We start from the raw sequence: 26,122 nt of genomic DNA, 5'->3' as shown, positions 1-26,122 counted from the left end.
TGATGGACGCATAGTAAAGCACTAATGTATTAGTGCGTTAGTGGGGTAAATACCCACCTTCGCCTGGCCGGAAAATGGTTGCACGATCGCAGAAGGCGTGCGGGCGTCGGCTATAGTATTAATATTTCAGCGGGTCGGATCAGCCTTTCCGTCCGCGTCCACGCATTGCGCTCCGCCATGAAAACCAACGCTTCCCCGCCGACGGCGTGCCGGCTCGACCGGTCCCGCCACGCCGCGCCGCAAGTATTCGAACGACTGCGCGAAATGATCCTGTCGCTCGAACTGGCGCCCGGCACGGTGCTCTCGCGCGCCGATCTGGCCACGCAGTACGGCCTGAGCCAGACGCCCGTGCGCGATGCGTTGATGAAGCTCGGCGAGGAAGGCCTCGTCGACATCTTTCCGCAACACGCCACCGTCGTGAGCCAGATCAGCGTGACGTCGGCGTTGCAGGCGCACTTCCTGCGTCGTTCGATCGAACTGGAGGTCGTGCGCACGCTCACGGAGCAGCGCGATGCCGCATTGATCGCCCAGTTGCGCGCCACGATCGCGGGGCAGATGGAACTGCGTGATCTCAAGAACTACGAGCAGTTCTCGCTGCTCGACCAGCGCTTTCATCGACAGATGTACGAGGCGGCGGGCGTGCCGCAACTGTGGGATCTGGTGCGCAGACTGAGCGGCCACATCGACCGGCTGCGGCGCTTGCACCTGCCGGTGGAGGGTAAGACGATGGCGGTGGTGCGCGATCACACCGAGATCGTCGATGCGATCGACAAGGGCGACGTCGCGGCCGCGCAGGCGGCGCTGCGCAAGCATCTGTCCGGTACGCTCAATCAGGTGGATCAGATCCGCACGAGTCATCCGAACTTCCTCTCGGACGACTGAAGACGCCTGGTGACATGTGGGCGACCGCCGTTGTTGCAAGCCGCCCCACATCGCGTGAATGGCGTACCGGCAACCGACCTGATCCGCCCTCACCACCTGACAAAGAAACTGCTTCAACCGCGCACTGCGAGGATGATCGAACACCGCCCGCGGCGTGACGGTCTCGATGATCTCGCCCTGATCCATAAACACCACGCGGTCCGCAACCTGCCTCGCGAATCCCATCTCGTGGGTCACGCAGATCATCGTCATGCCGGAGTCCGCCAGCCCGATCATGGTTTCAAGCACTTCTTTGATCATTTCGGGATCGAGCGCCGAAGTCGGCTCGTCGAACAGCATGATCTGCGGCTCCATGGTCGACGAGCCGGTCTATAACGACCTCAACGACAAGATCGGCAGCATCGATGACGTGATCGTTTCGCCGGACCGTCAGGCGACTTTCGCGGTCGTGTCGGTCGGCGGCTTTCTCGGCATGGGCAAGCATTATGTCGCGATCCCGATCGATCACTTCGAGATTCGCGACGGCAATCTGTTCCTCGCGGGCGCCACGAAGGAAGCGTTGAAGTCGGTGCCCAGTTTCGAGTGCAACAGGCTCGAAAAGGCGACCAAGCCGCGCAAGGTGAAGGCGGAATAGACAAAGGGCCGGCGAGCGCCGGCGCTCAATGACCCGCGGCGGTGACGAGTTGCAGCGGCGTTTCGATCAGTCTCGACAGTTCTTTCTGCTTCTTGTGCTCGGTCACCGCCTTTAACGCCACATCGATTCCGAAGATGGCTTGCCGGTCGGCAAACTGATTGATCGTCGCGAGCACGCGGCCGTCGGCGAGAAGCGGTTTGATGGCTTCGACTGCGTTATAGCCGGTGACATACACGCCGCCGCTTCGGCCCGCGTCGCGAATCGCATCGACCGCGCCCATCGCCATGTTGTCGTTGCCGCACAGCAGCGCGCGAATCTGCGGATGCTCGTTGAGCATGTTCGTGGCCACGTCGCGGCCCTTGCCGTAGTCCCAGTTGCCGGCCTGAATCGCGACGACCTTGATACCGGCGGCGTCCATGGCGTCCTTGCTGCCGGCCGTGCGTTGCTGCGCATTGCGATCCACCGCGATGCCTTCGATGATCCCCACCTGATCGCCCGCCTTCAGCCGCCCGGCCAGATAGTGGCCCACTTGCGCGGCGCCTTTGCGATTGTTCGGACCGACGAACGGCACCGAAATGCCGGCGGCCACCTGCGAGGCATCGTCGAGTGGATTGTCGATCGTGATCATGATGATGCCGGCCCTGATGCCACGCGCCACCACCGCCGTGAGCGCCTTCGAATCGGTGGGCGCAATCACGATCGCGTCCATCTTCGCCTTGATCATCTCCTCGACCATCCGGATCTGCGCGGCCGTGTCGGTCTCTCTCGCCGTGCCCCGAACAGTCAGCGCGAATTGCGCTGCGTAATGCTGCTGATGATTGCGCGCGGCGTCGGCCATCGCCACCGTGAACGGATCGGCGAGCGACTTCAGCACGAGCGCGACCTTCGGCTTGCCGCCTTGCGCGTCGACACGGGCTGCCCCGCTCAGTCCGGCAGCGGCGAGCGCGCCGGCAAACAGTACGCGGCGGCGCATGGTCTGCTTCATCGGTTCTCTCCTTGCGGGCCGGCTCGGCGCATCGGCGCGCCGCGTTCGAACGAAAGCGGATCGCGACGCCGACAACGTGCGGAGCCGTGCATGCGGTTCATCGATCGCCCTTCAACGCGAGCACACAGGCCGCGATTTCGTCGAACAGCGGACGGCTGCCGACCGCTTCGGTGAGGCAGGCGTCCTTCAATGCGGTGAGCTTCGCCGCGATGTCCGTGTGTGCATCCAGAGCGTCGCAGCGTTCGATCAATTCTTCGAGCAGGCAGCCATACGCCCTGATTTCCACGCGCTGCAACACGGCGCCGGTGTCGCGATCGTCCGCGGCATAGAACGACGCTGCGCCGAAATCGCCCAATAGCGCGCGCCCCGTGCCGTCATACAAAATATTGTGCGCATAGAGATCGCCGTGCATCACGCCACGCCGATGCAAATGATTTGCCGCCGCTGCAATGCCGTACGCGATATCCAATGCGGAGTCGAGATCGAAGCGCGTGCCGGCGTCGTAGATGTCGCGCGTGCAGGACGCGAGGCTCGGCGGACCGGCGAGGTTCCTGAATTGCGGATCGATCAGTTCCATCACGAGACCATGCGTGTCCGCCGGATGGTCCTGCACTTTTCCCGCCACGGGGATCAGGTTCGCATGGTCGCCGCCTCGAATGCAAGCGGCCATTTCGCAGTCGGGCAAACCGTCGCTGGTCACGGCGCCCTTGAACAGCTTCACGGCGACGGCACGCGACGCGTGCTCCGGGTCCGCGAAAAGCTGCGCGCGATAGATGACACCGGAAGCGCCTTCGCCCAATGGCTGTTCGAGTGTCAACCGATCCCATCGAATCCCGGCGATCGGCGTGTCGCGCAATGCCGCCGCTTCCAGCGCCTCGCTGAACGGATTGCCCGCATAAGCCAGCCATGCGAGCCGCGGCAGACGCAGCAGCCAGCCCGGCAATCCGTCGAGCCGGTTCGCCGCGAGACGCAGCAATTCGAGCCGCGAGCACGCGGCCAGTTGGTCGGGAAGCGTGCGCAAACGGTTGCCGGCCAGCATCAGCTTCTGCAATTGCGTACAGCCGCCTATCTCCGGCGGCAACGCTTCGATCTCGTTGTCGGTCAGGATCAGCCAACGCAATTGCGGTGCGAGCGCGTTCCCCGGCACCGTCCGAATGCGGTTCGCCTTGAAGCCGACCATGCTCAATTGCGAGCATTCGCCCAGCACTTCCGGCAGTTCGGTGAACGGGTTGTCGGACGCGAAAAGAATGCGCAGATTGCGCAGTCGCGGCAAATCGTCGGGCAACGAGGTGAGCGCATTGCCCGAGAGGTCGAGTACTTCCAGCGTGTCGGCGAGATCGAAAATTTCGCGCGGGAATTCGTTCAGGCCGCATGTCAGTTTGAGCTGGCGTGCGCCCGTGAGTTGCCCGGCCCGCAGTTGTTCTAGTGTCGTCGTCACAGTGAGGAGAAGGCGGTGAGCATCGTATCGAAGGTATCGATTCTACTGAGTCGCGGGCCGGATGCGCGCGCGGGCCATTCGCCGGAGCTTGTCGATGCGGTGCGGGCTGAGCGTGTCCGATCGGATGGCAATGCCCGCGACCTGCTATGAAGAGACGCGCAAAGAGCGGTACAGTGACAGCCCTGCGTGCTTTCCCGCCAAGGTGCGGGAACATCGATGCCGGGCACGAATCAGATAGCAAGATCTGGAGCGTCTTCAGAAGCAGCGAGGCTCACACTGTCGAATATAGGCGCGCTTTCAGCGCGGATTCGCCGGCCGGCCTCGTTTGCCTCGGCCTCCAACCAGTCAGGAGCAAGCAAAGTGACGTACGCATACAAGTTGATGGATTCGCCTGTCGGTCAGTTGAAGCTCGTCGCCAACGGCGAGCGCCTGGCCGCGATTCTGTGGGAAAACGACAAGCCGAACCGGGTGCGTCTCGGCGAGCTCATCGAAGCGAATGACCGTGGCGTGCTGATCGAAACCGAGCGGCAATTGCAGGAGTATTTCGCCGGCACGCGCCACGCGTTCGACCTCGCGCTCGATTTTCAAGGCACCGAGTTCCAGAAGAAAGTCTGGCACGCACTGTTGACGATCCCGTTCGGCCAGACGCGCAGCTACGCGGAAATCGCGCAGCAGATCGGCAACGTCAATGCGGTGCGGGCAGTCGGCGCGGCAAACGGCAGGAACCCGATCTCGATCGTCGCGCCGTGCCATCGCGTGATCGGCGCGTCCGGCGAGCTGACCGGTTTTGCGGGCGGGCTGGCCAACAAGATGCTGCTGCTGTCGCTCGAAGCCGGGCAGACTTCGCTGGAGGCGGCGGCCGATACGCAAGGAAAGACGCAAGCGCAAGCGCACGCGCCGGCAATCGCCGGCACGGAGAGCAAGGCTCAGGCGAAGCCCGCGCGCTATGCGCCGAGCCACGGAACGCAAGCATCGCTGTTCGGCAACTGAGCGCAAGTGCGGACTAGTAGCGGCGCATAAAGCACCTATCCTTAAGAAGCCCTTTGGGCCTCAACCAGGAGGATGACATGCGCATGCTTCTCAACATACGAATCCCGCACGAACCGTTCAACACGATGGTGCGCGACGGCAGCATCGGCGAAGTCATGGCGAAGATACTCGACGAGACGAAACCGGAGACAGTCTACTTCACCGAACAGAACGGTCACCGCGGAGCGGTGCTCGCGGTGAACATCGACGACGCGTCCGCGATTCCGTCGCTCGCGGAACCCTGGTTCCTGAAGTTCAACGCCGACTGCGAATTGCGCATTGCGATGTTGCCGGAAGACCTGATGAAGGCCGGATTGGACAAGCTCGGCTCGAAATGGAAATAGTGCCTGTGGCGCGTGAAGCGTCGTGGCGGTTCATCTGACGTAACGCCACGGCGCCCGTGCGCGTCACGCATGCTTCGTCCACTGTTCCCGCAAGATAGCGGCGGCCGCCGTGGCCGCGACCTGGCAACCGAGGACGATGTGCTCCTCGGCCGTATCTTCGATGAAGTCGTGGCTCACGCCGCCGATGCTCGGCACGAACATCATGCAGGCCGGCATGCAGCGCGCAATCACCTGCGCGTCGTGCGCCGCCCCGCTCGGCATGCGAATCCATTGCCGTGGCGCGATCGCGTCGGCGGCCTGGGCGAGATGCTCCGCGAGCGCCGACGACATGCTGACCGGTTCCATCGGCTCGTCGATGGCCGTCAATTCCACGTGCACGCCGTTTCGCGCATTGAAGTCCCGTACCAGCCCGGCGAGTCTGCTTTCCATCGCCTGCAAGCGCGCGGCATTGGCATCGCGGAATTGCAGATACATATCGGCCGCGCCCGGCACGACGCTCAGCGAGCCCGGGTCGAGATCGATGCGGCCCACGGTCCAGACGGTGTCGGCATCCGCGAGTTGCGCGAACGCGTCGTTCATCGTGGCAATAAAGGCGACCAGCGCCGCGCCGGCATCGCGCCGGATCGCCATCGGCGTGGTGCCGGCATGGTTGCGCTGGCCCGTGAAGCACAGACGCAACTCGCGCAGCCCAACGATCGTCGTGACGACGCCGATCGATTTCGCCGCCGCTTCCAGCCGGCCGCCCTGTTCGATGTGCGGCTCCAGATAGGCGACCTGACGGCCGGGCTCGAAGCGCGCACGCGGCCGTCCCGCGAGACCCGCGGCTTCGAGCACGTCTTCGAGGCGCTCGCCTTGCCGGTTCGTCGCACCGTGAATCGCGTCGTCGACAGCATCGCCCACGAAGCTGCGGCTGCCGAGCAAGCCGGAAAACGTGCCCTCTTCGTCGATCCACGAAGCCACGTCCACGGCGAGATGCTTCGTATCGTCGTGTTCCGCCAGCGCGCGGGCAATCTCCAGACCGTAGATCACGCCCATCGCGCCGTCGAGCCAGCCGCCGGTCGGTTGCGTGTCGGTATGTGAGCCGATCACGAGCGCGGGACCGCTGTTGCGCGAGCGCCCGAACACCGTACCCACTCCGTCGATGCGCGCGTCGAGTCCCGCCTCCGTCATGCGTGCCGCGAGCCACTCGCGCGACGCCAGATCCACCGGCGAGAGCGCAAGCCGGACCACACCCGGTCCAGTCGCGCCGAAACTGCGCAGCCGCTTGAGGTCGGCCAGCAACCGGTCCGGATTGATCTTCACCACGCTTTGCTCTCCTTTGATTGATTACCCACGCTGCGTGGGTTCGGTTGCGACGCGCGTTCATGCCACGCGAGCGCTAAGCATGCCATAAGCTTGGGCCGCTAATATCGGTCGGCACAACTCAACTGAAACGCACTGCCCCGAAAAACTCACGGCATGAATACACTCGAAGCGTTCAATCAGACGCTCTTCCTGGCGATCAACGCCACGCCTTCGACATCGGCATCGCTGCTCGACGTCGCGCGTTTGATCGCCGATTACGTGATCTATCTCGTGCCGCTGTCGTTGACCGCGATGTGGTTATCGGGCGACGCGCATCGCCGCGAAACCGCGTTGCATGCGTGCTGCGCGGCCCTGCTCGCGCTCGGCATCAATCAGGTGATCGGCTTGCTCTGGCCGCATCCACGGCCGTTCGTGCTGGGCATCGGCTACACCTTTCTCGATCATGCGCCTGATTCGTCTTTTCCCAGCGACCACGGGACGATATTCGCTTGCGTCGCGCTGACGTTGCTGCTGAACGGGGTGAGGCGCCTTGGCGTCGCTATCGTGCTGGCAGGTCTCGCGGTGGCGTGGGCGCGCGTCTTTGTCGGCGTCCATTTTCCACTCGACATGGTGGGCGCCGTCGTCGTGGCGAGCGTGGCCATTTGCCTGCTCGCGCCGTTCTGGTTGCTTGGCACGAGCGCGACGCGCGGGTTGGTCGCGGTGTATCGCAGGCTGCTGGCGTGGCCGATCGGGCGGGGCTGGTTACCCCTGTAGTGCGGCATGACGCGCGCGGTTTGGCCGGCGCGCAACGCGCCTAACGCGTCAGCGCACGGAAATCGCTCGGCGACATGTCATACGCGCGACGAAACGCGCGATTGAAATCCGACGCGCTATTGAAGCCCCAACCATAAGCGACTTCGATAACCGCCTTATGCGGGTAGCGGCGCAGTTCATCGGCCGCTTCGCGCAAACGGCGGTTGCGAATATAAGCGGCGAGGCCGCCTTCGGATTCGAACAGCCGGTACAGCGTGGGCCGCGAAAGTTGCGAGACGGCAAGTACGTTATCGAGCGTGAGATCCAGTTGCCCGAGATTGGTGTCGATGTAACGGCGCGCCGTCGCGAACATCGCGGCGCGCGCCGCCGCACGCGCACTGCCGCTAAGTCCGGTCTGCTTGCCGAAGGCCGCCGCGATCAGCATCGCGCAGGTGTGCATTGCGTCGTGGGCTTCGGGCCCGCTCATCGTCGGCAGCCTCGTGCACAGGTGGGCAAGATGCGTCGGAATCATTCGCGCGAGCGGCGAATGATAGTCGATCACGCGGCCATGGATCGACTCCGCCTCGGGCAGGACGGATTCCACCAGTTCGCGCGGCAGGAAAAACGCGAGTACGCGGCAGGCGCTGCGCGTCATCTGCATCGGCTGATTCATATCGAGCGCGAGGATGCCCGGCTCGGACTGGACTGCGATGCGTTTCGGGTACAGCCCCGAGCCGGTTTCGATCGTGCCTTCGACGGCGACGTGAAACACCAGTTGGCGTACCGAATCCGTGGAAATACGCGCCACCGATCGCGATTGCGAAATCGGATCGGTCCTGCAGTCCATAAAAGTCAGATTGCCGGCGCGGTAGCTGTCGATACTGCCGCTGAAGCCATCGGCCAGTTGACGGCGCGAGATCGGCACATCGAGAAAGTGACCCAGCCGGTCTCGCCATGCGAGTAGTTGCGCGCGTGGTGCTTCGTGATGCGTATCGAAGTGGCTATAGACGCAAGGCGTGGCGGCATGCGTCGTCAAGGAGTCGGTCCTCAAGATTTTTTCCGCCGGTCGCAATTTGCGAATCATAGCCGCACACGGCGAAAACTTCACGACCGGGCGAGGCGGCGGCGCAACACTCGCACTCGAATGCGAAAGCGGGCGAACGGCCCCGCCACGGCGAGAGGAGTATCGGCCGACGCGCTGACCTCAACGGACCATCGTATAACCTGCCGCCCTGCCGCTTACTTCCACATCGTGCGGCCAAAGAAGGTCAGCGTGCGGTCCCACGCAAGCTGCGACCACACCGGATCGAACTGCGTCTTCGCGATACGGCCCGGGCCCACCGCCGTTTCGTTCGCGAACGCGTGATGCGCCAGGTAACGATGGAACTCGAAATCGACGTTGGCGTCGGTCAGTTTCTTCTCCAACGCGTCGACCGTTTCGGCGGGGAAGAATTCGTCCTGCGATGCCCAGTGGCCGATCACCGGCACCTTGATCTTCGACGCGTCGATGTAGTCGAGCGGCGGGAAGCCATACCACACTACACCGGCCGCCACGTCAGGAACATTGCACAGCGAGAGCCAGGTGAGCGCGCCACCCATGCAATAGCCGGTCACGGCGACCTTCGCCGCATGCTGCTTCAGATACTGGACCGCGCCGTGCACGTCCTGGGTGGCGGCGTCGCCGAAATCGAGTCCGCTCATCAGGTGGTGCGCCTCTTCTTCCTCGACCGTCGTTTTGCCGCGGTAGAGATCGGGCACGAGCGCCAGATAACCGGCCTGCGCGAGCCGGTCGGCCACGCCGCGAATCTGCTCGTTCACACCCCACCATTCCTGAATTACGACAATGGCGGGCGCGCCTTCCAGCTTCTGCGGTTTGGCCAGATAGCCCTGGAGCTGCTGGCCATCGGGGCGGCTAAAAGTGATCATCGATCCTGCTGGGTTTTTCATCGCTTGCTCCTCGGGGTTAGACGAAGCTGCTAGCATAAACCCAGCGCAGCTGGTTCTGCGAAGGCCGACGCCGATCGCGGACGACACGCACGACGCCAGCCGGCACAGACACGCGGAGCGCGCACTGCCTGCGGCACAATCAATACGACTTGTAAGGCAGAAACTTGCCGCTGAGCACCACCTGCACGCGGTCGCCATTCGCGTTCGGCTCGCGCTGGATATCCATCGAGAAATCGATCGCGCTCATGATGCCATCGCCGAACTCCTCGTGAATCAACTCCTTGATCGTGGTCCCATACACGTTCACGATTTCGTACCAGCGATAGATCAGCGGATCGGTCGGCACCGCGCCCGGCAGCGAGCCCTTGTACGGGACGATTTGCAGCCATGCGGTTTCTTCGTCGGTCAGATCGAACAGTTCGCGGGCGACGCCGGCCTGCTTCGCATCGAGCGTCATCTGACCGAGCAGCGCCGCGGTCGTCCACTCCTTGCTTTTGCCGATCTTGCCGGCAATCTCGGTCCACGTCAGCTTGCGGGCCACCTTGGCGGCGACAATTTTCTTCGTGACTTCATTGCGGTCCATAATCGCGTCCTTTTGAAAAGTCGGGCAACAGACGTTGCGTGGCACGTACGGATAGTATCCGGAATCGGATCGATCAAAAAAACAGTCTGGCGCCCTCTCACCACTGATTCGTGACTCAATCCGGCATCGCGCCTTCTTTAATAGGGATTGATCAAGGTCATACAAATACTATAAATACTTCTGAATTTTCTGATCATTAACAAGAATTGTTCGGCTGACAAAGTTTATAGAACTGGTTATGCTTCGATCCATGCTGTTTGGTTTAAAGTGACGATCACGAAGGCGACCATTCTGCGCTGCCGCCTGACTGCCGTCGTTAGAAGCTACTCCGCGTGATAACCGCGAATTCCGGTATCAGGCAAACAGTCCCGCATACTGAAGGCTAATTGCAAGATTAGCCTGACTCAATGTCTCTCAGGTTCTGGCAAGCAATCCTCGGACGCCAGAATCTTTAGGCCGACACGTCGTGTCGGCCTTTTTTATTGGCGAATTCTTACAAAATAGAACCATACGGCGCCGAATCAAAAAACCTGCATCCAAATGTCAAATTAATATCACCATTGCCGCGGGAGATTGATGAGCCGCGTCTGAACCCGGTTATCGGATTGAATCCCCGGCGCAATCGGATTACGAAAAAATCAATTGACTTTTGGGGGAGATATTGGCGGACGGTTCGGTCGTCATCGCCACGGCGTTGACGCCGCGCGGCGTCGAGCGAGGGGTCTGCTTCGAACGCCCGCAGTCAAACAGGCCGATAATCGCGAGACCGACAGCAGGAGACAAGACGGTCATGCGCAATCTCGACGAGGACACGATCACCGACGCAGTACTGGCGCGCCTCGCCCACGCCGATGACGAACGACTGAAGACCATCGTCACGAGCCTCGTGCGGCATCTGCATGCGTTCGCCCGCGAGGAGACAGATTCGCCTTCGGCTCGCCCCTGATCGCAGAACCACGCCGAGTCCCCAAGCCCTTCTTTTTACGACTTCACTCTCATGGAAAAACGAGCACTCATCATTGGCGCAAGCGGCATTGTCGGCAGCAATCTCGCGGACCGGCTGCTCTCGAGCGGCTGGCAGGTAGCGGGACTCTCGCGCGGCCGCACGCCGGTCTCACCGGCAGTCGAATCGATCACCGCCGACCTGGGTTCGGCCGACTCCGTCAGCGGCGCGTTAAGCGGCAAGTCGTTCAGTCACGTATTCTTCACCGCGTGGTCGCGCCAGGCCACGGAGAAGGAGAACATTCGCGTGAACGGCGCGATGGTTCGTCACGTGATGGACGCCGTGGGTCCGGCGGGCACGCTCACGCATGCCGCGCTCGTGACCGGCCTGAAGCATTACCTCGGCCCCTTCGAAGCGTATGCGACCGGCGCGGTGCCGATCACGCCGTTTCGCGAGGAGCAAGGCCGCCAGCCCGTCGACAACTTCTACTATGAACAGGAAGACCGTCTGTTCGAAGCGGCGCAGCGCTATGGGTTCGGTTGGAGCGTGCATCGTCCGCATACGATCATCGGCTATGCGCTCGGCAACGCGATGAACATGGGCGTGACGCTCGCGGTCTATGCAACGCTCTGCAAACAGACCGGCCAGCCGTTTGTCTTCCCGGGCTCGGCCGCGCAGTGGAACAGCCTCACCGACATGACCGATGCCCGCCTGCTCGCGCGCCATCTCGAATGGGCCGCCACCTCCGCGACTGCGCGCAACGAGGACTTCAACGTGGTGAACGGCGACGTGTTCCGCTGGAAGTGGATGTGGTCGCGCATCGCCGGGTACTTCGGCATCGAAGCCGCGCCGTTCGATGGCGAACTGCGTCCGCTGGAAGGGCGGATGCAGGACGCCGGGCAGACATGGGCCGCGATCGCGGCGCGCTTCGATCTGAAGGAAGCGGACATCGGCAGGCTCGCCTCGTGGTGGCACACCGACGCGGACCTCGGCCGTCCGATGGAAGTGCTGACGGACATGACGAAGAGCCGCCAGGCGGGCTTCCTCGATTATCAAAGCACGCCCGATGCGTTCTTCGCGCTATTCGACCGGCTGAAGGCGGAGCGGGTCATTCCGCAATGAGCGGGGGCGCGGACAGCCGCTTCCTTCGGCCTTCGATCTTCTCGCTCGCGGGCGGCTAACGCCCGCGATTGAACAACGGCGACGCGTGACTCGCGGCGGCGAGTTCCGCGGCCGCCGCGAGCAGCGTCGGGCCCAGTGTCTCCATGCGTTTTTCGTCGAGCCGCACGAGGGGACCAGCGATACTGATCACCCCCATCGCGGCATAGCCGCGCCGCTGCAAGGGCGCGGCCATCGCCGTCATGCCGGGGGCGAACACCTCGTTGATAGTCGCGTAGCCTCGCTCACGCGCGGCATGCACGAACTTCAACAAGCCGTTGATCGTGGTCGGCGCGTTCGGCCCGTATTGTTTCGGCTGTCCAAAGCCTTGCCGCGAGACGAGTTCGAGCGCGCGTTCGTCGGTCATCGTCATCATCCACGCGTGGCCTGTCGCGCTGCACGAGAGGATCGTGTCCATGCCCATGTCCGGGTCGTAACGAAGCCCTTTCAGCGCACCTTGCGACTTCGCGACCCATGTCAGTCTGTCGCCGTCCACGATCGCGAGCCGCACCAGTTCGCCGGACTTCTCGGCGAGCCGGTCGAGTATCGTCTGCGCGATATCGACGATGCCCGACGTCGCGAGAAAGCCGAGACCCAGGCCGACGAGCTTGGTGGTGAGCACGTAGTCGCCGTGTTCGCGCAACTGCCGCACGTAACCGCATTGCTTCAGATCGACCAGCAGCCGATGACACGCGCTGCGCGGAATATCGAGCTGGTCGGCGATCATCGCGAGCGGCGTGCCCTCCATCTGCGTGGCGAGAAATTCGAGTACCGCGAGGGTGCGTTCGGTGACGCCGGGCATATCCGTCTCCCACGAAAAGCCTGCTTTTTTCCTATGCCGTAAACGCGGCAGCAGCCCGCAGTTTTGCACATTGTGAGATCAAATTCCACCCTGGAATGGCATCCCACCTTCGGATGCTAAGCTGTTTTCAAGGCTGCGATGCCGGATGCCGACAGCGCAATCGCCGAGTCAAGCGATCAGACAAGAGAGCGAAAGCGAGGGCATGGCAAGGCGTCAGGACTCCGCCCTCCCCAGCATTTCGCACGACAGACGGACAAAGGAGACAACATGATTCAGGATGCACAAGCCGGCGCGCACGCCGCGATGCGCACGCGAGCGGTGACCGCCGCCGCCATCGGCACGGCGCTCGAATGGTTCGATTTCACGCTGTACGGTGCGCTCGCCGCGACGATTTTGCCGCGGCTGTTTTTCCCGTCGATGGACCCGACCTCCGCGCTGCTCGCCTCGCTCGCGACCTTCGGCGTAGGGCTCGCCGCGCGCCCGCTCGGCGCGATCATCTGCGGGCATCTGGGCGACAAGCTTGGGCGCCGCAACCTGATGCTGGGCACCGTCACGGTGATGGGCCTCGCGTCGATGGCGATGGGTCTGTTGCCGACCTACGCGAGCATCGGCGTATGGGCGCCGGTCATCCTCGTGCTGCTGCGCATTCTGCAGGGCTTCGCGCTGGGCGGCGAATCGACCGGCGCGCAATTGATGGCGATCGAACATGCGAGCGCCGATAAACGCGGCAAGTACTCGGGCCTGCTCGGGCTGTGCTCGCCGCTCAGCCAGATCATGGCCAACGGCGTGCTGCTTCTGCTGTCGTCCGTGATGTCGGCGCAGGCATTCGATTCGTACGGCTGGCGCATCCCCTTCGTGCTGAGCTTTATTCTCGTGATCGTGGGCGTCTATATCCGTTTGCGCGTCAGCGAAACGCCCGCGTTCGAGGCGCTGCGTAAAACGGAAGTCGTGCACGTAGGCAGCCCGTTGCGCGATGCGCTGCGTCTGCACTGGCGCACCGTGCTGCGCTGGATGCTGTTCTTTTGCGGCCCGGCGGCGATCTTCTATCTGATCGTGGTGTTCTCGCTCAGCTACATCACGAAGACGCTCGCCATTCCGAAGCAAACCGGTTTCCTGCTGCTGATGGGCGCCAATGTCTGCGCGATCGTCGGCGCGCTCGCGGGCGGCATGTTGAGCGACCGCATCGGCCGCAAGAAGGCGCTCGCGATCGGCTCGACGGCGACCCTGCTGATGCTGTTCTTCTACTTCCAGATTCTCGATACCAAAAGCTTCCTGCCGATGCTGGCCGCGATGGGGTTTTTTCTCGGCTTCACGCAGTTTCAAAGCGGCATTCAACCGGTGGCTTTCGCGGAAGCGTTTCCGACCAACGTCCGCTACTCCGGCTCAGCGCTCGCCTACACGGGTGCGAACCTGGTCGCGGGCGGCCCGATGCCGGTACTGGCCGTGTGGCTGTTCGCCGTATGCAACGGCTCGCCGTGGGGAGTCGTCGCGGTGTGCGTGGTCTTCAACGTGATCTCGCTCGTGATGATTCTGACGGCACGCGAGACGCGCGGCATCGACATGAATCGCACGGATTCGGCCGCGGCCGTGACCGGCGAAGCAGACTTTGCGGCGGCCGGCGTGGGTAACGGCCACCGCACGTGAACACCAATGTGAGCACCGACGTACGCGCTACGGCATGCCGGCGACAGACTGAATTTTGCAAACAGGCGACTGAATAATGACTGAACTCGTTTATGTATTGAATGGCTCGAATCTCAACATGCTCGGTAAGCGCGAGCCGCATCTGTACGGCACGACCACGCTCGCGCAAATCGAACAACAGGTGCAAGCGCTAGCGACGAAGCTCGAACTCACCTGCGAGTTCCGCCAGACCAACAGCGAGGCGGCCATGGTCGACTGGCTGCAGGAAGCGTTCGAACGCGATGCCGCGGTGATCATCAACCCGGCGGGCTTTTCGTTCGCGTCGGTGCCGGTGTTCGATGCGGTCAAGCTGATCGAGCGTCCGTTGATCGAGCTGCACGTCACCAACATTCACAAGCGCGATGAAACCTACCGCCATTCGTTGATCTCACGCGCGGCGACCGGCGTGATCTGCGGGCTCGGCGCGAACGGCTATCTGGTCGCGTTGCAGGCCATGGCGATGGCGCTCGGCAAGAGCCCGCATTTCGGCTGACGTGTGATGTGCCCGGAGGGCGGCAGAGATCGTACGTCCCCCTCCCCCAACATGCCGTGCCCGCGTGGCGCGGCATTTTTTTGCCTGTCAATCGCAAGAAATTGTTTTGCCTAGGGGAAAACCCGTATAATTCCCGCCAAGAGGTCAGACAACTAGAGGATGTAGCCGTCAAGACCCTGGCCCGCGCTCCAGCGCGCGACGCCCACCCTGAACAGCCCTTTGCCAGCTCCGTGAATCCGACTGCCACTGCACTGCCTTTCCGAAACGCCCTCTTTGCGATGCTCGGCATCGGTCTCGTCAACATGCTGGTCGCGCTCGACCAGACGGTCGTCAGCACCGCGCTGCCGTCCATCGTCGCCGAATTGCACGGCTTTGAATATTTCGCGTGGATCGCCAGCGCGTACCTGCTGGCGTCGGTGGTGACGGTGCCGGTGTTCGGGCGGCTCGGCGACTACTTCGGCCGCAAGCGTTTCGTGATCGCCGCCGTGATCACGTTCACCGTGGCGTCGGTGCTGTGCGGCCTCGCCAACGACATGCTGTTTCTCGTCATCGCGCGCGGCCTCCAAGGCGTCGGCGGCGGGATGATGGTCGGCACGGCGTTCGCATCGATACCGGATCTGTTTCCCGATGCCCGCACCCGCGTGCGCTGGCAAGTGGTGCTGGCCGCCGCGTATGGCATCGGCACGGCCGCGGGCCCGTCGCTGGGCGGCTGGATGAGCGAGCACTGGGGCTGGCGCTCGACCTTCCTCGTCAACCTGCCGGTCGGCGCCGCCGCGCTGTATTTCATCTGGGCGCATCTGCCGAGTTTCCGCCGACCGCAAGAGGGCGAGGTCAAGATCGACTGGCTCGGCGCGGCACTCGTCGCGGCGGTGCTCGCCGGCTTGCAGACGTTCATCGAAGCGGTGCCGAAAAGCGGGCTGACCACCGGCAACGTCGTATTGGCGGTGTGCGTGGTCGCCGGCGCGATTGCGTTATTCATCTGCGAAAAGCGCGCCACGCATCCGATCATTCCACTCGACCTGTTCAAGGACGCGCAGCTCGTGACGCTGTTTACGCTCGGCATGTTGTCCGGCTTCGTGATGTTCTCGCTGATCTTCTTCGCGCCGCTTTTGCTGCAAGGCGGCTTTGGCCTGTCGCCCCAACAGGCCGGCCTGCTCGCGACGCCGATCGCCGCGTGCATCGCGCTCGGCAGTCTGCTGAACACGCGCATCGTGATTCACATGAAGAAGCCCACGCGGATTCTGACGATCGGCTTCGCGCTGCTGATGTTCGCCTCGATCGCACTGGCGTTCGCGAATCCCGATACGCCGCATCTGCGCATCGTCGTGCCGATGGCGGCGGTCGGCATCGGTCTCGGGTTCATCCTCAACAATCTGAATGTGTTCGCGCAGGAAATCGCCGGTCGTGAACGCTTCGGCATCACGACCGCGCTGCTGCAGTCCACGCGGATGGTGGGCGGCATGCTCGGCACGAGCATCGTCGCGACCGTCGTGTCGCATCACTACCGCAACGTCGTCACGCGCACGATCAGCGTGCTCGGCGAACCGGCCGCGTCGCAATGGCGGCCGCGCTTCGTCGACCTGCGCATTCTCATCGACGAAGCGTCGAGAACGAAGCTGATCGCGGATATGAAAACGTCAGGGCTCGATACGCTCGCGCTGCTCGATACGGCGCGCGATGCGCTGGTGCAGTCGATTCATATCGGTGTGTGGTTGACGGCGGTGGCGTCGCTGGCGGCGGCATTGCTGGTGCAGCGGATTTCGCACGTGGTGTTTCGGCGCAGCTGATGCTGCTGTGGGGTCGCCTGTGGCAGCGGTCGCAGTTGGCGTGGTGAACGACGCGCGGACTTTCTTGATGGTGCCGCCATGGCGCGCAGTCACTCGGTCCAGCGATCCGCTACGCGTCGTAGTTTGCTGATCGGCGCCGTGGATGGCGCGATCTCGTGGTCGGCGTCATGCTACGCGGGCCGCAACGGCATCGTGATGATCACTGCCTAACCTGCGCAATGATTGCGTATTGCCACGTGCATGTTGCAACGAAGCACGCACGCGGCGTCGAACAACGGCAGGCGCCGCGCGGTTTCCCGCCCCGCCGCCCGCTTCAGTCAAGCTTTATTCAAGCATCAACGCACGAGGCACGGACGCTTGTTGTCGAACTTCCAGTTCGGGATCAGGTATTGCATCGCCACGCCGTCGTCACGCGCGCCGAGACCATGCTGCTGATACAGCGCGTGCGCCTTCTCGATCTCGTCCATATCCAGCTCGACACCCAGCCCCGGCGCTTGCGGCACCTTCACCTTGCCGCCGACGATCTGCAACGGATCGCGCGTCAGACGCTGGCCGTCCTGCCAGATCCAGTGCGTGTCGATCGCGGTGATCTTGCCCGGTGCCGCGGCGGCCACGTGCGTGAACATCGCGAGAGAAATGTCGAAGTGATTGTTCGAATGTGAGCCCCATGTCAGGCCCCAGTCGTTGCACATCTGCGCGACGCGCACCGAGCCCTGCATGGTCCAGAAATGCGGATCGGCGAGCGGAATGTCCACCGACTGCAACTGGATCGCGTGCCCCATCTGGCGCCAGTCGGTGGCGATCATGTTGGTCGCCGTGGGCAGGCCGGTCGCGCGGCGGAATTCGGCCATCACCTCGCGGCCCGAGTAGCCGTTTTCCGCGCCGCACGGGTCTTCCGCGTAGGCGAGCACGTCATGCTGGTCGCGGCACAGACGGATCGCTTCGGCAAGCGACCATGCGCCGTTCGGGTCGAGCGTCACGCGTGCATGGGGGAAGCGCTCGGCGAGCGCGGTGACCGCTTCGATTTCGGCGTCGCCGGGCAGCACGCCGCCCTTCAGCTTGAAGTCGTTGAAGCCATAGCGCGCCTGGGCGGCTTCGGCGAGACGCACGACGGCTTCGGGCGTCATCGCTTCTTCGGTGCGCACGCGGTCCCAGTCGTCGCGGCCGTCGGCGCCGCTCGCGTACGGCAGATCGGTTTTGTTGCGATCGCCGATGTAGAACAGATAGCCGAGCATCTCCACTTCGTCGCGCTGCTGGCCTTCGCCGAGCAACGCCGCAACCGGCACGTTCAGATGCTGGCCGAGCAGATCGAGCAATGCGGCTTCGAGCGCGGTCACCGCGTGAATCGTGGTGCGCAGATCGAAAGTCTGCAAGCCACGGCCACCCGCGTCACGGTCGGCGAACTGCGTGCGCGCCTTGTTCAGGATCGCCTGCAGATTGCCGATCGACTGGCCGACGACGAACGGACGCGCGTCGTCGATCGTCTTGCGGATGCTCTCACCGCCCGGCACTTCGCCGACACCGGTATGGCCGGCGCTGTCACGCAGAATGACGATGTTGCGGGTGAAGAACGGACCATGTGCGCCGCTCAGATTCATCAACATGCTGTCGCGGCCGGCGACCGGCACGACGCGCAGCTCGGTGACGATCGGCGTGGCGTTCGATTCAGAGAGATTCGTGGACATGTAAATAGGATCTGTTGAGTGAGTAAAGCCGGCGGGTGGAAATCATCGCGACTCGAGATCGCGTTCGACACCGATACCGGGTGGAAATTGAAAACCGCGTGAGCAGCCCGTGGTTCGTCATTCGTGATTGAAAGTAGTGAACGTCAGTGTAGTCAATGTACTTCGCTGCGCAACGCCTCGGGCCGCTCGCTGTGAGCGCCCCGGCGATTGCGCGTCAGGAAGCCGGCGGCCGCCGCGATCAGCGAGGCCACACCCAGCGCATACAGGCCGCCGGTGATCGAACCGGTGTGCTGCTGCAGATAACCGAACGTGGCCGGCGCGAAAAAGCCGCCGAGATTGCCCACCGAGTTGATCAGCGCGATCACGCCGGCCGCCACGCGGGCGTCCAGATAGCCCTGCGGAATCGGCCAGAACAGCGAAGACGCCGCCTTGAAACCGATCGCCGAAAAGCAGATCGCCACGAACGACAGCACCGGATTGCCCGAAGTCGACGCAAACAGGCCGCACGCCGCGATGACGAGCGCTACCGCGAGCCATGCCTGCTGGAAGCGCCATTTCGCCGACAGCACCGCGAAGCAGTACATCGCGACCATCGCGATCAGCCACGGAATCGCGTTGAGCATGCCGACCTGGAAGTCGGACAGGCCGCCCATCTTGCGGATGATCGTCGGCAGCCAGAAGGTGGCCGCGTAAATGGTCAACTGGATCGCGAAGTAGAGGAAGCAGAACAGCAGAATCTGCGGGTCCTTCAACAGCTTTATCGTTGGCAGATGCGCGCCGCCTTGCGCTTCGCGTTCGGCCTGTTCCGCCGCGATCGAGCGTTCGAGCACGCTCTGCTCCTCCCGGGTGAGCCACGTCGCGTCGCGGATATGCGACTTCAGCAACATCCAGCTGACCCCGCACAGCACGATCGAAAAGCCGCCTTCGATCAGGAACATCCACTGCCAGCCTTGCAGGCCGAAGCCGCGAATGGACAGCAGGCTGCCCGTGATCGGACCGGACAACACCGACGCGAGCGCCGAGCCGGACAGGAAAACCGCCACGGCCTTGCCGCGCTCTTTCTGCGGCAGCCATTGCGTGAAGTAATAGACCACGCCCGGGAAAAAGCCCGCTTCGGCCACGCCGAGCAGGAAACGCAACACGTAGAACGAGGTGTCGTTCCACACGAACACCATGGCCCCCGCGACCAGCCCCCACGTGCCCATGATGCGGGTCAGCCACGCGCGTGCGCCGTACTTCTGCATCAACACGTTCGACGGCACCTCGAACAGCGCATAGCCGATGAAGAACAGCCCGCTACCCAGCCCGTACGCCGCGGCGCCGATGCCCAGGTCCGTCTGCATGTGCGAATTGACGAAGCCGATGTTCACGCGATCGATGTAGTTCGCGATGAACATGATCAGAAAGAGCGGCAGCACGTGTCGCTTGACCTTTGAAACCGCGGAATCCAGCGGGTTGACTGCGGTGGTGAGGGCTGATGTCAAGGTTGTCTCCGGGATCGGCCACGCGCTGGCAGCCTGCTCGAACAAAACGTCGCGCAGCGCGCATTCGGGCAGAGTAAAACTATCCTATCACGCGTGATACGTTGTCTGATGACAGTCTACCTTGCAGCGCGCAGGTTTGAATTGGGTGTTTACCCTGTTTTCTCGCTTGCGACAAGCTCGAAGGCGGTGATCATTCCACCGTTTGGCGGTGGCAAAATGGCAAGGCGCAACTGAACTAGGACGTCTGATGACAAGGTAGCGCGGCCCCTTAAACGGCAATCGACACTCGCTCGCCCAACTGATAAACATTGGAGCAGCGAGTCCATGAAAGCGCGCCAATCCGGCATGCATCGTCGGCAAAATAGCCGACGCCGGGACCGCCGGGCGCGCGAGAATCGAGTAAAGTCCTGTGCGATACTTTGCAGCAAGTCCAGCCACGGCGTCGCTCCCGCTGCCGGCCGGCTCCATGATGGTGGCCGGTCGGTCCGAACCGTCCGACGCCGTCACGCGCTCCCGCGAGCGTGCGCATTCCAGCCGATTAGTCAACGACCCACAAAAATGAGCAGCCTAACTGAGAAGGTGGTGGCCACCCTTTCCGATGAAATTCGTCGCGGCGCCCTGAGGCCGGGAGACCGCATTCCCACCGAAGTCGCGATGATGAAGCAGCTCTCCGTGAGCCGCTCCGTGGTGCGCGAAGCCATCTCACGCCTGCAGGCGGCCAAGGTGGTCGAGACGCGTCACGGCATCGGCACATTCGTGCTCGCGCCCGCCGCCGAAAAGCCGATGCAACTGCCCGCCGCCGATCTGTCGAGCATGCTCGACGTCATGGCGATCATCGAATTCCGCATCGACGTCGAGGCTGCCTCGGCCGCGCTCGCCGCCGCAAGGCGCACCGAGCAGAATCTCAAGCAGATTCGCGCGGCGCTGGAGCGCTTCGAGTCCGAACTCGAACGAGGCAGCACGGATACGCTCGCGCACGACATCGAGTTCCATCTGCAGATCGCGCGCGCCAGCGGCAATCGCTATTTCTTCGACGTGCTCAGCCAGCTCGGCCGCGCGGTGAGCCCGCGCACGCGGCTCGGTTCCGCCGAGATCGCGGAACTCGACCATATCGAGCATCTGCGCAACGTGCTCGGGGAACATCAACTAATTTATCGTGCGATCGAGCGGCAGGACGCGGACGACGCGCGCGCGGCGATGCGCATGCACTTGAGCAATAGCCGCGAACGGCTACGGCGTGCGCATGAGTTGAGTAAAGCGGGCGGATGAGTTTTTTTCCGCTCGAATCGACGAGCGGGGGTTGAGCGCGGCGTATTGATCAGGCGCGTGCCGCGCGAGGCTCGCTCAACGCCCCTTGACGGCCTCAAAAACGGGACGCTACACCGCGTACTTCCCGACTCGATGAGACCGACCGATATCCCAGCCCCAAGGACGCGAAGCCGAACACATCGCGCTCATCTTCGTGACGCCATGAATACGATCATGCGTATCGAATTCACGGAAAGCCATGCCTGCGCCAGCGCATCAAACTCGATTGACCCCCAGACGAATTCAGTGATCCAATCACCGGGCACGCACGGACTGCCGCCGCTACATCGACGACGCCGGCTTTGAATCAGCAATGCCACCGCTTGAAACGAAGGATCAAGGCAAGCCACACGCCACCTAAGGAGCGACCAGCATGAGCGTATCGAAACCCGAAGCTCCGTCCGCACCAGGTTCCGCTCCGGCCAAGCGTGGTGTGCCGATCGGTTTGATCGCGAGCGTGGTCGCGATGATCGTCGTTCTGACGCTGCCGTTGCCCGATACGCTGCCGCCGGCCGGGCACCGCATGCTCGCCATTCTCGCGTTCGCGGTGGTCGTCTGGCTGACCGAAGCCGTCTCGTACGAAGCGAGCGCGATCATCATCACCTCGCTGATCGCGTTTCTCATCGGTACCGCACCGACCATCAAAGACCCGAGCGTGACGTACGGCACGTCGGCGGGAATCAGCATGGGGCTCGCCGGCTTTTCGAATTCGGCGCTCGCACTCGTGACCGGCGCACTGTTCATCTCCGCGGCGATGACCATCACGGGACTCGACAAGCGCATTGCACTCGTGACGTTGTCGCTGATCGGCACCACCACGCGGCGCATTCTGATCGGCTCGATCGCCGTGACGATCGTTCTTTCACTGGTGGTGCCGAGCGCCACCGCGCGCAGCGCCTGCGTCGTGCCGATCATGGTCGGCGTGATCTCGGCGTTCGGCGTGGACAAACGCTCCAATATCGCGGCCGGCATCATGATCGTGGTCGCCCAGGCCACCAGCATCTGGAACGTCGGCATCCTGACGGCGGCTGCGCAAAATCTGCTGACTGTCGGCTTTATGGACAAGATGCTCGGCGCGCGCGTCACGTGGCTCGAATGGCTGATCGCCGGCACGCCTTGGGCCATCATCATGTCGGCTGCGCTGCTGATCATCGTACTGAAGATGTTGCCGCCCGAGACCGACAGCATTGCCGGCGGCAAGGAAGCGGTCGCGCGCTCGCTGCGCGAACTCGGTCCGATGACGGGGCCGCAAAAGCGCCTGCTCGGCGTCGCCGTCGGGCTGCTGTTCTTCTGGGCGACGGAGGGCAAGCTGCACCCGTTCGACACCACCTCCGTCACCTACGTGGGCCTCGTGATCCTGATGCTGCCGCGCGTCGGCGTGATGGACTGGAAGACGGTGCAGAGCCGCATTCCGTGGGGGACGGTGATCGTCTTCGGGGTCGGCATCAGTCTCGGCACGGCCTTGCTCACGACCACCGCGGGTCAGTGGCTCGGCGACCTCGTCGCGCATCACACCGGTCTCGATCAGGCGAGCGCGTTCACCGCGTTTGCGATTCTCTCCGCGTTCCTGATCGTCATTCACCTGGGGTTCGCCAGCGCGACCGCGTTGACCTCCGCGATGCTCCCGATCCTGATCGCCGTGTTGCAGTCCATGCAAGGCGACTTCAGCCGGCTCGGCATGACGATGCTGCTCGGCTACGTGGTCAGCTTCGGCTTCGTGCTGCCGATCAACGCGCCGCAAAACATGGTGTGCCTCGCCACCGACACATTCAACGCGCGCCAGTTCGCGCGCGTCGGCATCGTGCTGACGATTGTTGGATATTTGCTGCTTCTACTGTTCGCCGCGACGTGGTGGAAATGGCTCGGGTGGCTGTGAAGAGCCTAGCCATGCTTCGTGAAGAGGGAGGCCGCGCGCCCCCTCTCACACGCCCAATGCTTCAAGACGACGCCGACCCCGGCAAAATTTCACGATGCGGGACGATGCGTTGCTTCGTAAAAAATCGTGGTGCGTGGCACAAATCAGGCATTTCGCAATGTCGCCCCACGTTGCACATCGCAAAATGAAACGCGTAAACCTTTATTTTTAAACGATAATTTTTAATAGATCGAACTGTCCAACCTCCACTTGCGACGCGGTTCGCTAACGTAGACTCTTTTACAAGAGCAGCGGCTTCAGGCAGTCGAGTTTGAATGGGTCAGAAAAGACGCAGTCTGCCCAGTAGTCAAATCGACGCACGAAGCCGCTCAGGCACCGCGGTTTTTAATTGGCAGTTGGGAGACAAAAAATGAAAGGCTTTCGCTTTAGTTCGACCCAGGGAGCGTTCTATATTCTGCCGGGCCATGATGGCTGGGAGGCAACCTACGGCAACGACACGCTCGGTGAATTTTCCACCCCGCAACAGGCTGCCGACGACCTCGCGCGCGGCCTGACCTGCCCGCATCTGTCCGAGAGCGACGACACGTCGACGCTTGAAATTCCAGAGAAACTGGCTGATTGGGAAATCGTCCACGTGTGAGGGCGGGCATGACCGCTGGTCACGCGGATGTAGAAACGGCGATGGCGCTTGTGAGCGCCATCGCCGTCTTTACAGCTTACTTCGCTGCTTGCGTGGGAACTTCAGTGGATGCTTCAGGCCACCGAGTCCACGATCTGGTTCAGCGTCGCGCTCGGGCGCATCGCCTGGCTCGTCAGTTCGACATTCGGACGGTAGTAACCGCCGATGTTCACCGGCTTGCCCTGCGCCGCACCCAGTTCTTCGACGATCTTCGCTTCGTTGTCGGCCATCGCCTTCGCGACACCGGCGAACTGCGCCTGCAGCGCGGCGTCGTCAGTTTGCGCGGCCAGTGCTTCGGCCCAGTACATCGCGAGGTAGAAGTGGCTGCCGCGGTTGTCGATACCACCGACCTTGCGCGCCGGCGACTTGTCGTTGTCGAGGAATTTGCCGGTAGCTTGATCCAGCGTCTTGGCCAGAACCTGCGCCTTCGGGTTGTGGTACGCATTGCTCAGGTGTTCGAGCGACGCGGCCAGCGCCAGGAATTCACCCAGCGAGTCCCAACGCAGGAAACCTTCTTCGACCAGTTGCTGAACGTGCTTCGGTGCCGAACCGCCCGCACCGGTTTCGAACAGGCCGCCACCTTCCATCAGCGGGACGATCGACAGCATCTTCGCGCTGGTGCCCAGTTCCATGATCGGGAACAGGTCGGTCAGGTAGTCGCGCAGCACGTTGCCGGTGACGGAGATCGTGTCCTTGCCCGCGCGGATGCGTTCGATCGAGAACTTCGTCGCTTCGACCGGCGTCATCACGCGGATGTCGAGACCGCTGGTGTCGTGGTCCTTCAGATACTGCTCGACCTTCTTGATGATCTGCGCGTCGTGTGCACGACCCGCGTCCAGCCAGAACACCGCAGGCGTGTTGCTCGCGCGGGCGCGGTTGACCGCCAGCTTGACCCAGTCCTGCACCGGCGCGTCCTTGGTCTGGCACATGCGCCAGATGTCGCCCGCTTCCACCGGCTGTTCGATCAGCACCGTGCCGGCTGCGTCGGTCACGCGGACCACGCCGTTCGCCGGAATCTGGAACGTCTTGTCGTGTGAGCCGTATTCTTCGGCGGCTTGCGCCATCAGGCCGACGTTCGGCACCGTGCCCATCGTGACCGGGTCGAATGCGCCGTGCTTCTTGCAGTCTTCGATCACCGCCTGATACACGTCCGCGTAGCAGCGGTCCGGAATCACGGCCTTGGCGTCGTGCAGCGCGCCGTCCGCGCCCCACATCTTGCCCGACTCGCGGATCATCGCCGGCATCGATGCGTCGACGATCACGTCGCTCGGCACGTGCAGGCTGGTGATGCCCTTGTCCGAATTGACCATGGCCAGTTGCGGACGCTGTTCGTATTGCGCCTTGATGTCGGCTTCGATCGCCGCAGCCGTTTCAGCCGGCAGATCCTTCAGACGCGCGTACAGGTCGCCGATACCGTTGTTCGGGTTGAAGCCGACTTGCGCCAGCGCGTCGGCATGCTTGGTCAACACGTCCTTGTAGAACACCGACACCACTTGACCGAAGATGATCGGGTCCGAGACCTTCATCATCGTCGCTTTCAGGTGCACCGAGAACAGCACGCCCTTGTTCTTCGCGTCGGCGATTTCCGCTTCGATGAAGCTGCGCAGCGCGTTCTTGCTCAGCACCGATGCGTCGATGATCTCGCCCGCCTGCACGGCCGTCTTTTCCTTCAGCACCGTCTTCGTGCCGTCGGCGGCCGTCAGTTCGATCTTCACGGCGCCCGCTGCCGCGATCAGCGCCGACTTTTCGCTACCGTAGAAATCGCCGCTGCTCATGTGCGCGACATGCGACTTCGAGTCCGCGCTCCACGCGCCCATCTTGTGCGGGTGCTTGCGCGCGTAGTTCTTCACCGACAGCGGCGCGCGGCGATCCGAATTACCTTCGCGCAGCACCGGGTTGACCGCGCTGCCCTTGATCTTGTCGTAGCGAGCCTTGACGTCTTTTTCGGCGTCGGTCGTGGCGACGTCCGGGTAGGCCGGCAGCTTGTAGCCCTGATCGCGCAATTCCGTGATCGCGGCCTTCAGTTGCGGCACCGACGCGCTGATGTTCGGCAGCTTGATGATGTTCGCTTCCGGACGCGTGGTGAGTCCACCGAGTTCCGCCAGATCGTCGGAACCCTTCTGCTCCGCGGTCAGGTAGTCCGGAAATGCAGCAATGATCCGGCCGGCGAGCGAGATGTCGCGCGTTTCAACGATCACGTCGGACGAGCGCGTGAACGCCTTGACGATCGGCAGCAGCGAGTAAGTCGCCAGAGCAGGCGCTTCGTCGGTCAGGGTGTAGATGATCTTCGGCGGTGTGGACATGTTCGATGCTTTGCTAGATGAAGTGATAGACAGAGCGTTGGT

The 26,122-nt window shown here is 62.8% G+C and carries 23 protein-coding genes and 2 pseudogenes; 13 read left to right on the top strand and 12 right to left on the bottom strand.

Annotation, left to right across the window (positions count from 1 at the left end):
* The first annotated feature begins 177 nt into the window (after positions 1-177).
* Positions 178-882 carry a GntR family transcriptional regulator gene (locus PQQ53_RS25850; protein ID WP_408149319.1) on the top strand — a complete coding sequence of 235 codons (705 nt, stop codon included), beginning with the start codon at positions 178-180 and terminating at the stop codon, positions 880-882.
* A gap of 90 nt (positions 883-972) precedes the next feature.
* Here PQQ53_RS25850 and PQQ53_RS25845 read toward each other — a convergent pair.
* Positions 973-1,236, bottom strand: a pseudogene (locus tag PQQ53_RS25845) (ATP-binding cassette domain-containing protein); the annotation flags it as partial.
* On the opposite strand from PQQ53_RS25845, the gene PQQ53_RS25840 reads away from it, so the two are divergent.
* Entirely contained in the window at positions 1,157-1,516 is a 360-nt protein-coding gene (locus PQQ53_RS25840; protein WP_408327206.1) for a PRC-barrel domain-containing protein, read from the top strand. The pseudogene PQQ53_RS25845 and the gene PQQ53_RS25840 sit on opposite strands and share 80 nt — an antisense overlap.
* Positions 1,517-1,541: 25 nt before the next feature.
* Here PQQ53_RS25840 and PQQ53_RS25835 read toward each other — a convergent pair whose 3' ends face one another.
* Together PQQ53_RS25835 and PQQ53_RS25830 are read right to left on the bottom strand one after the other, a co-directional pair.
* The gene (locus PQQ53_RS25835) at positions 1,542-2,501 is read right to left on the bottom strand and encodes a substrate-binding domain-containing protein (RefSeq protein WP_408149315.1); all 960 of its coding nucleotides are present in this window, start codon (positions 2,499-2,501) and stop codon (positions 1,542-1,544) included.
* Between the two features lie 97 nt (positions 2,502-2,598).
* Positions 2,599-3,939, bottom strand: coding sequence for a leucine-rich repeat-containing protein kinase family protein (locus PQQ53_RS25830; RefSeq protein ID WP_408327203.1), 1,341 nt, complete (start codon positions 3,937-3,939; stop codon positions 2,599-2,601).
* Between the two features lie 360 nt (positions 3,940-4,299).
* Here PQQ53_RS25830 and PQQ53_RS25825 point away from each other — a divergent pair, with 360 nt between their 5' ends.
* Positions 4,300-4,929, top strand: coding sequence for a methylated-DNA--[protein]-cysteine S-methyltransferase (locus tag PQQ53_RS25825; RefSeq protein ID WP_408327200.1), 630 nt, complete (start codon positions 4,300-4,302; stop codon positions 4,927-4,929).
* A gap of 77 nt (positions 4,930-5,006) precedes the next feature.
* Positions 5,007-5,312, top strand: coding sequence for a panthothenate synthetase (locus tag PQQ53_RS25820; RefSeq protein ID WP_408149309.1), 306 nt, complete (start codon positions 5,007-5,009; stop codon positions 5,310-5,312).
* A gap of 63 nt (positions 5,313-5,375) precedes the next feature.
* Here PQQ53_RS25820 and PQQ53_RS25815 read toward each other — a convergent pair whose 3' ends face one another.
* Entirely contained in the window at positions 5,376-6,617 is a 1,242-nt protein-coding gene (locus PQQ53_RS25815) for a Zn-dependent hydrolase (protein WP_408327197.1), read from the bottom strand.
* 153 nt (positions 6,618-6,770) lie between these two features.
* Between PQQ53_RS25815 and PQQ53_RS25810 the strand changes: the two genes are divergently transcribed.
* Complete coding sequence (locus PQQ53_RS25810; RefSeq protein WP_408327195.1) at positions 6,771-7,370, top strand: phosphatase PAP2 family protein; 600 nt, start codon at positions 6,771-6,773, stop codon at positions 7,368-7,370.
* Positions 7,371-7,410: 40 nt separating this feature from the next.
* Here PQQ53_RS25810 and PQQ53_RS25805 read toward each other — a convergent pair whose 3' ends face one another.
* From PQQ53_RS25805 to PQQ53_RS25790, 4 genes are all read right to left on the bottom strand, one after another.
* Positions 7,411-8,400, bottom strand: a complete 990-nt coding sequence (locus PQQ53_RS25805) for a helix-turn-helix domain-containing protein (protein WP_408327192.1) — start codon at positions 8,398-8,400, stop codon at positions 7,411-7,413.
* 188 nt (positions 8,401-8,588) lie between these two features.
* Positions 8,589-9,296 (bottom strand): dienelactone hydrolase family protein, encoded by a 708-nt coding sequence (locus PQQ53_RS25800; protein WP_408149301.1) that lies wholly within the window; start codon positions 9,294-9,296, stop codon positions 8,589-8,591.
* Positions 9,297-9,435: 139 nt separating this feature from the next.
* Positions 9,436-9,879, bottom strand: a complete 444-nt coding sequence (gene cynS / locus PQQ53_RS25795) for a cyanase (protein WP_408149299.1) — start codon at positions 9,877-9,879, stop codon at positions 9,436-9,438.
* A gap of 627 nt (positions 9,880-10,506) precedes the next feature.
* Positions 10,507-10,671, bottom strand: coding sequence for a hypothetical protein (locus PQQ53_RS25790; protein ID WP_408149297.1), 165 nt, complete (start codon positions 10,669-10,671; stop codon positions 10,507-10,509).
* Between PQQ53_RS25790 and PQQ53_RS25785 the strand changes: the two are divergent.
* A pseudogene (locus PQQ53_RS25785) lies at positions 10,670-10,795 on the top strand (hydroxyquinol 1,2-dioxygenase); the annotation flags it as partial. The gene PQQ53_RS25790 and the pseudogene PQQ53_RS25785 sit on opposite strands and share 2 nt — an antisense overlap.
* 81 nt (positions 10,796-10,876) lie before the next feature.
* A complete protein-coding gene (locus PQQ53_RS25780) occupies positions 10,877-11,944 on the top strand; it encodes an SDR family oxidoreductase (RefSeq protein ID WP_408327189.1) in 1,068 nt (355 codons plus the stop codon).
* Between the two features lie 55 nt (positions 11,945-11,999).
* Here PQQ53_RS25780 and PQQ53_RS25775 read toward each other — a convergent pair whose 3' ends face one another.
* Complete coding sequence (locus tag PQQ53_RS25775; protein ID WP_121323611.1) at positions 12,000-12,782, bottom strand: IclR family transcriptional regulator; 783 nt, start codon at positions 12,780-12,782, stop codon at positions 12,000-12,002.
* 267 nt (positions 12,783-13,049) lie between these two features.
* Between PQQ53_RS25775 and PQQ53_RS25770 the strand changes: the two genes are divergently transcribed.
* The 3 genes from PQQ53_RS25770 to PQQ53_RS25760 all read left to right on the top strand — a co-directional run bounded on the left by PQQ53_RS25770 (position 13,050) and on the right by PQQ53_RS25760 (position 16,745).
* Entirely contained in the window at positions 13,050-14,426 is a 1,377-nt protein-coding gene (locus PQQ53_RS25770) for an MFS transporter (protein WP_408149292.1), read from the top strand.
* Between the two features lie 76 nt (positions 14,427-14,502).
* Positions 14,503-14,958, top strand: coding sequence for a type II 3-dehydroquinate dehydratase (locus PQQ53_RS25765; RefSeq protein WP_408149290.1), 456 nt, complete (start codon positions 14,503-14,505; stop codon positions 14,956-14,958).
* A gap of 278 nt (positions 14,959-15,236) precedes the next feature.
* Entirely contained in the window at positions 15,237-16,745 is a 1,509-nt protein-coding gene (locus tag PQQ53_RS25760; RefSeq protein ID WP_408149288.1) for an MFS transporter, read from the top strand.
* 335 nt (positions 16,746-17,080) lie between these two features.
* Here the strand turns inward: PQQ53_RS25760 and gudD are convergent, their stop codons facing one another.
* Both gudD and PQQ53_RS25750 read right to left on the bottom strand, forming a co-directional pair.
* On the bottom strand, positions 17,081-18,430 hold the full coding sequence (gudD, locus tag PQQ53_RS25755; RefSeq protein ID WP_408327186.1) for a glucarate dehydratase: 1,350 nt from the start codon (positions 18,428-18,430) through the stop codon (positions 17,081-17,083).
* A 152-nt stretch (positions 18,431-18,582) separates the two neighbouring features.
* Positions 18,583-19,914: an MFS transporter gene (locus PQQ53_RS25750; protein ID WP_408327183.1), complete on the bottom strand. Its 1,332-nt coding sequence runs from the start codon at positions 19,912-19,914 to the stop codon at positions 18,583-18,585.
* A 558-nt stretch (positions 19,915-20,472) separates the two neighbouring features.
* Between PQQ53_RS25750 and PQQ53_RS25745 the strand changes: the two genes are divergently transcribed.
* The 3 genes from PQQ53_RS25745 (at position 20,473) to PQQ53_RS25735 (ending at position 23,738) form a co-directional block, all read left to right on the top strand.
* A complete protein-coding gene (locus tag PQQ53_RS25745) occupies positions 20,473-21,183 on the top strand; it encodes a FadR/GntR family transcriptional regulator (protein WP_408149282.1) in 711 nt (236 codons plus the stop codon).
* A gap of 412 nt (positions 21,184-21,595) precedes the next feature.
* Entirely contained in the window at positions 21,596-23,098 is a 1,503-nt protein-coding gene (locus PQQ53_RS25740; RefSeq protein WP_408327180.1) for a DASS family sodium-coupled anion symporter, read from the top strand.
* Positions 23,099-23,507: 409 nt separating this feature from the next.
* Entirely contained in the window at positions 23,508-23,738 is a 231-nt protein-coding gene (locus PQQ53_RS25735) for a hypothetical protein (protein ID WP_168667352.1), read from the top strand.
* Between the two features lie 113 nt (positions 23,739-23,851).
* On the opposite strand, the gene PQQ53_RS25730 is transcribed toward PQQ53_RS25735, so the two are convergent.
* Entirely contained in the window at positions 23,852-26,080 is a 2,229-nt protein-coding gene (locus PQQ53_RS25730) for an NADP-dependent isocitrate dehydrogenase (protein WP_408151792.1), read from the bottom strand.
* Between the last annotated feature and the right edge of the window lie 42 nt (positions 26,081-26,122).

The organism is Paraburkholderia strydomiana, assembly GCF_046030495.1.
Lineage (GTDB): Bacteria > Pseudomonadota > Gammaproteobacteria > Burkholderiales > Burkholderiaceae > Paraburkholderia > Paraburkholderia strydomiana_A.
Note: the sequence above shows the minus strand (reverse complement) of the source record. Positions and strands in the feature narration are given on the sequence as shown.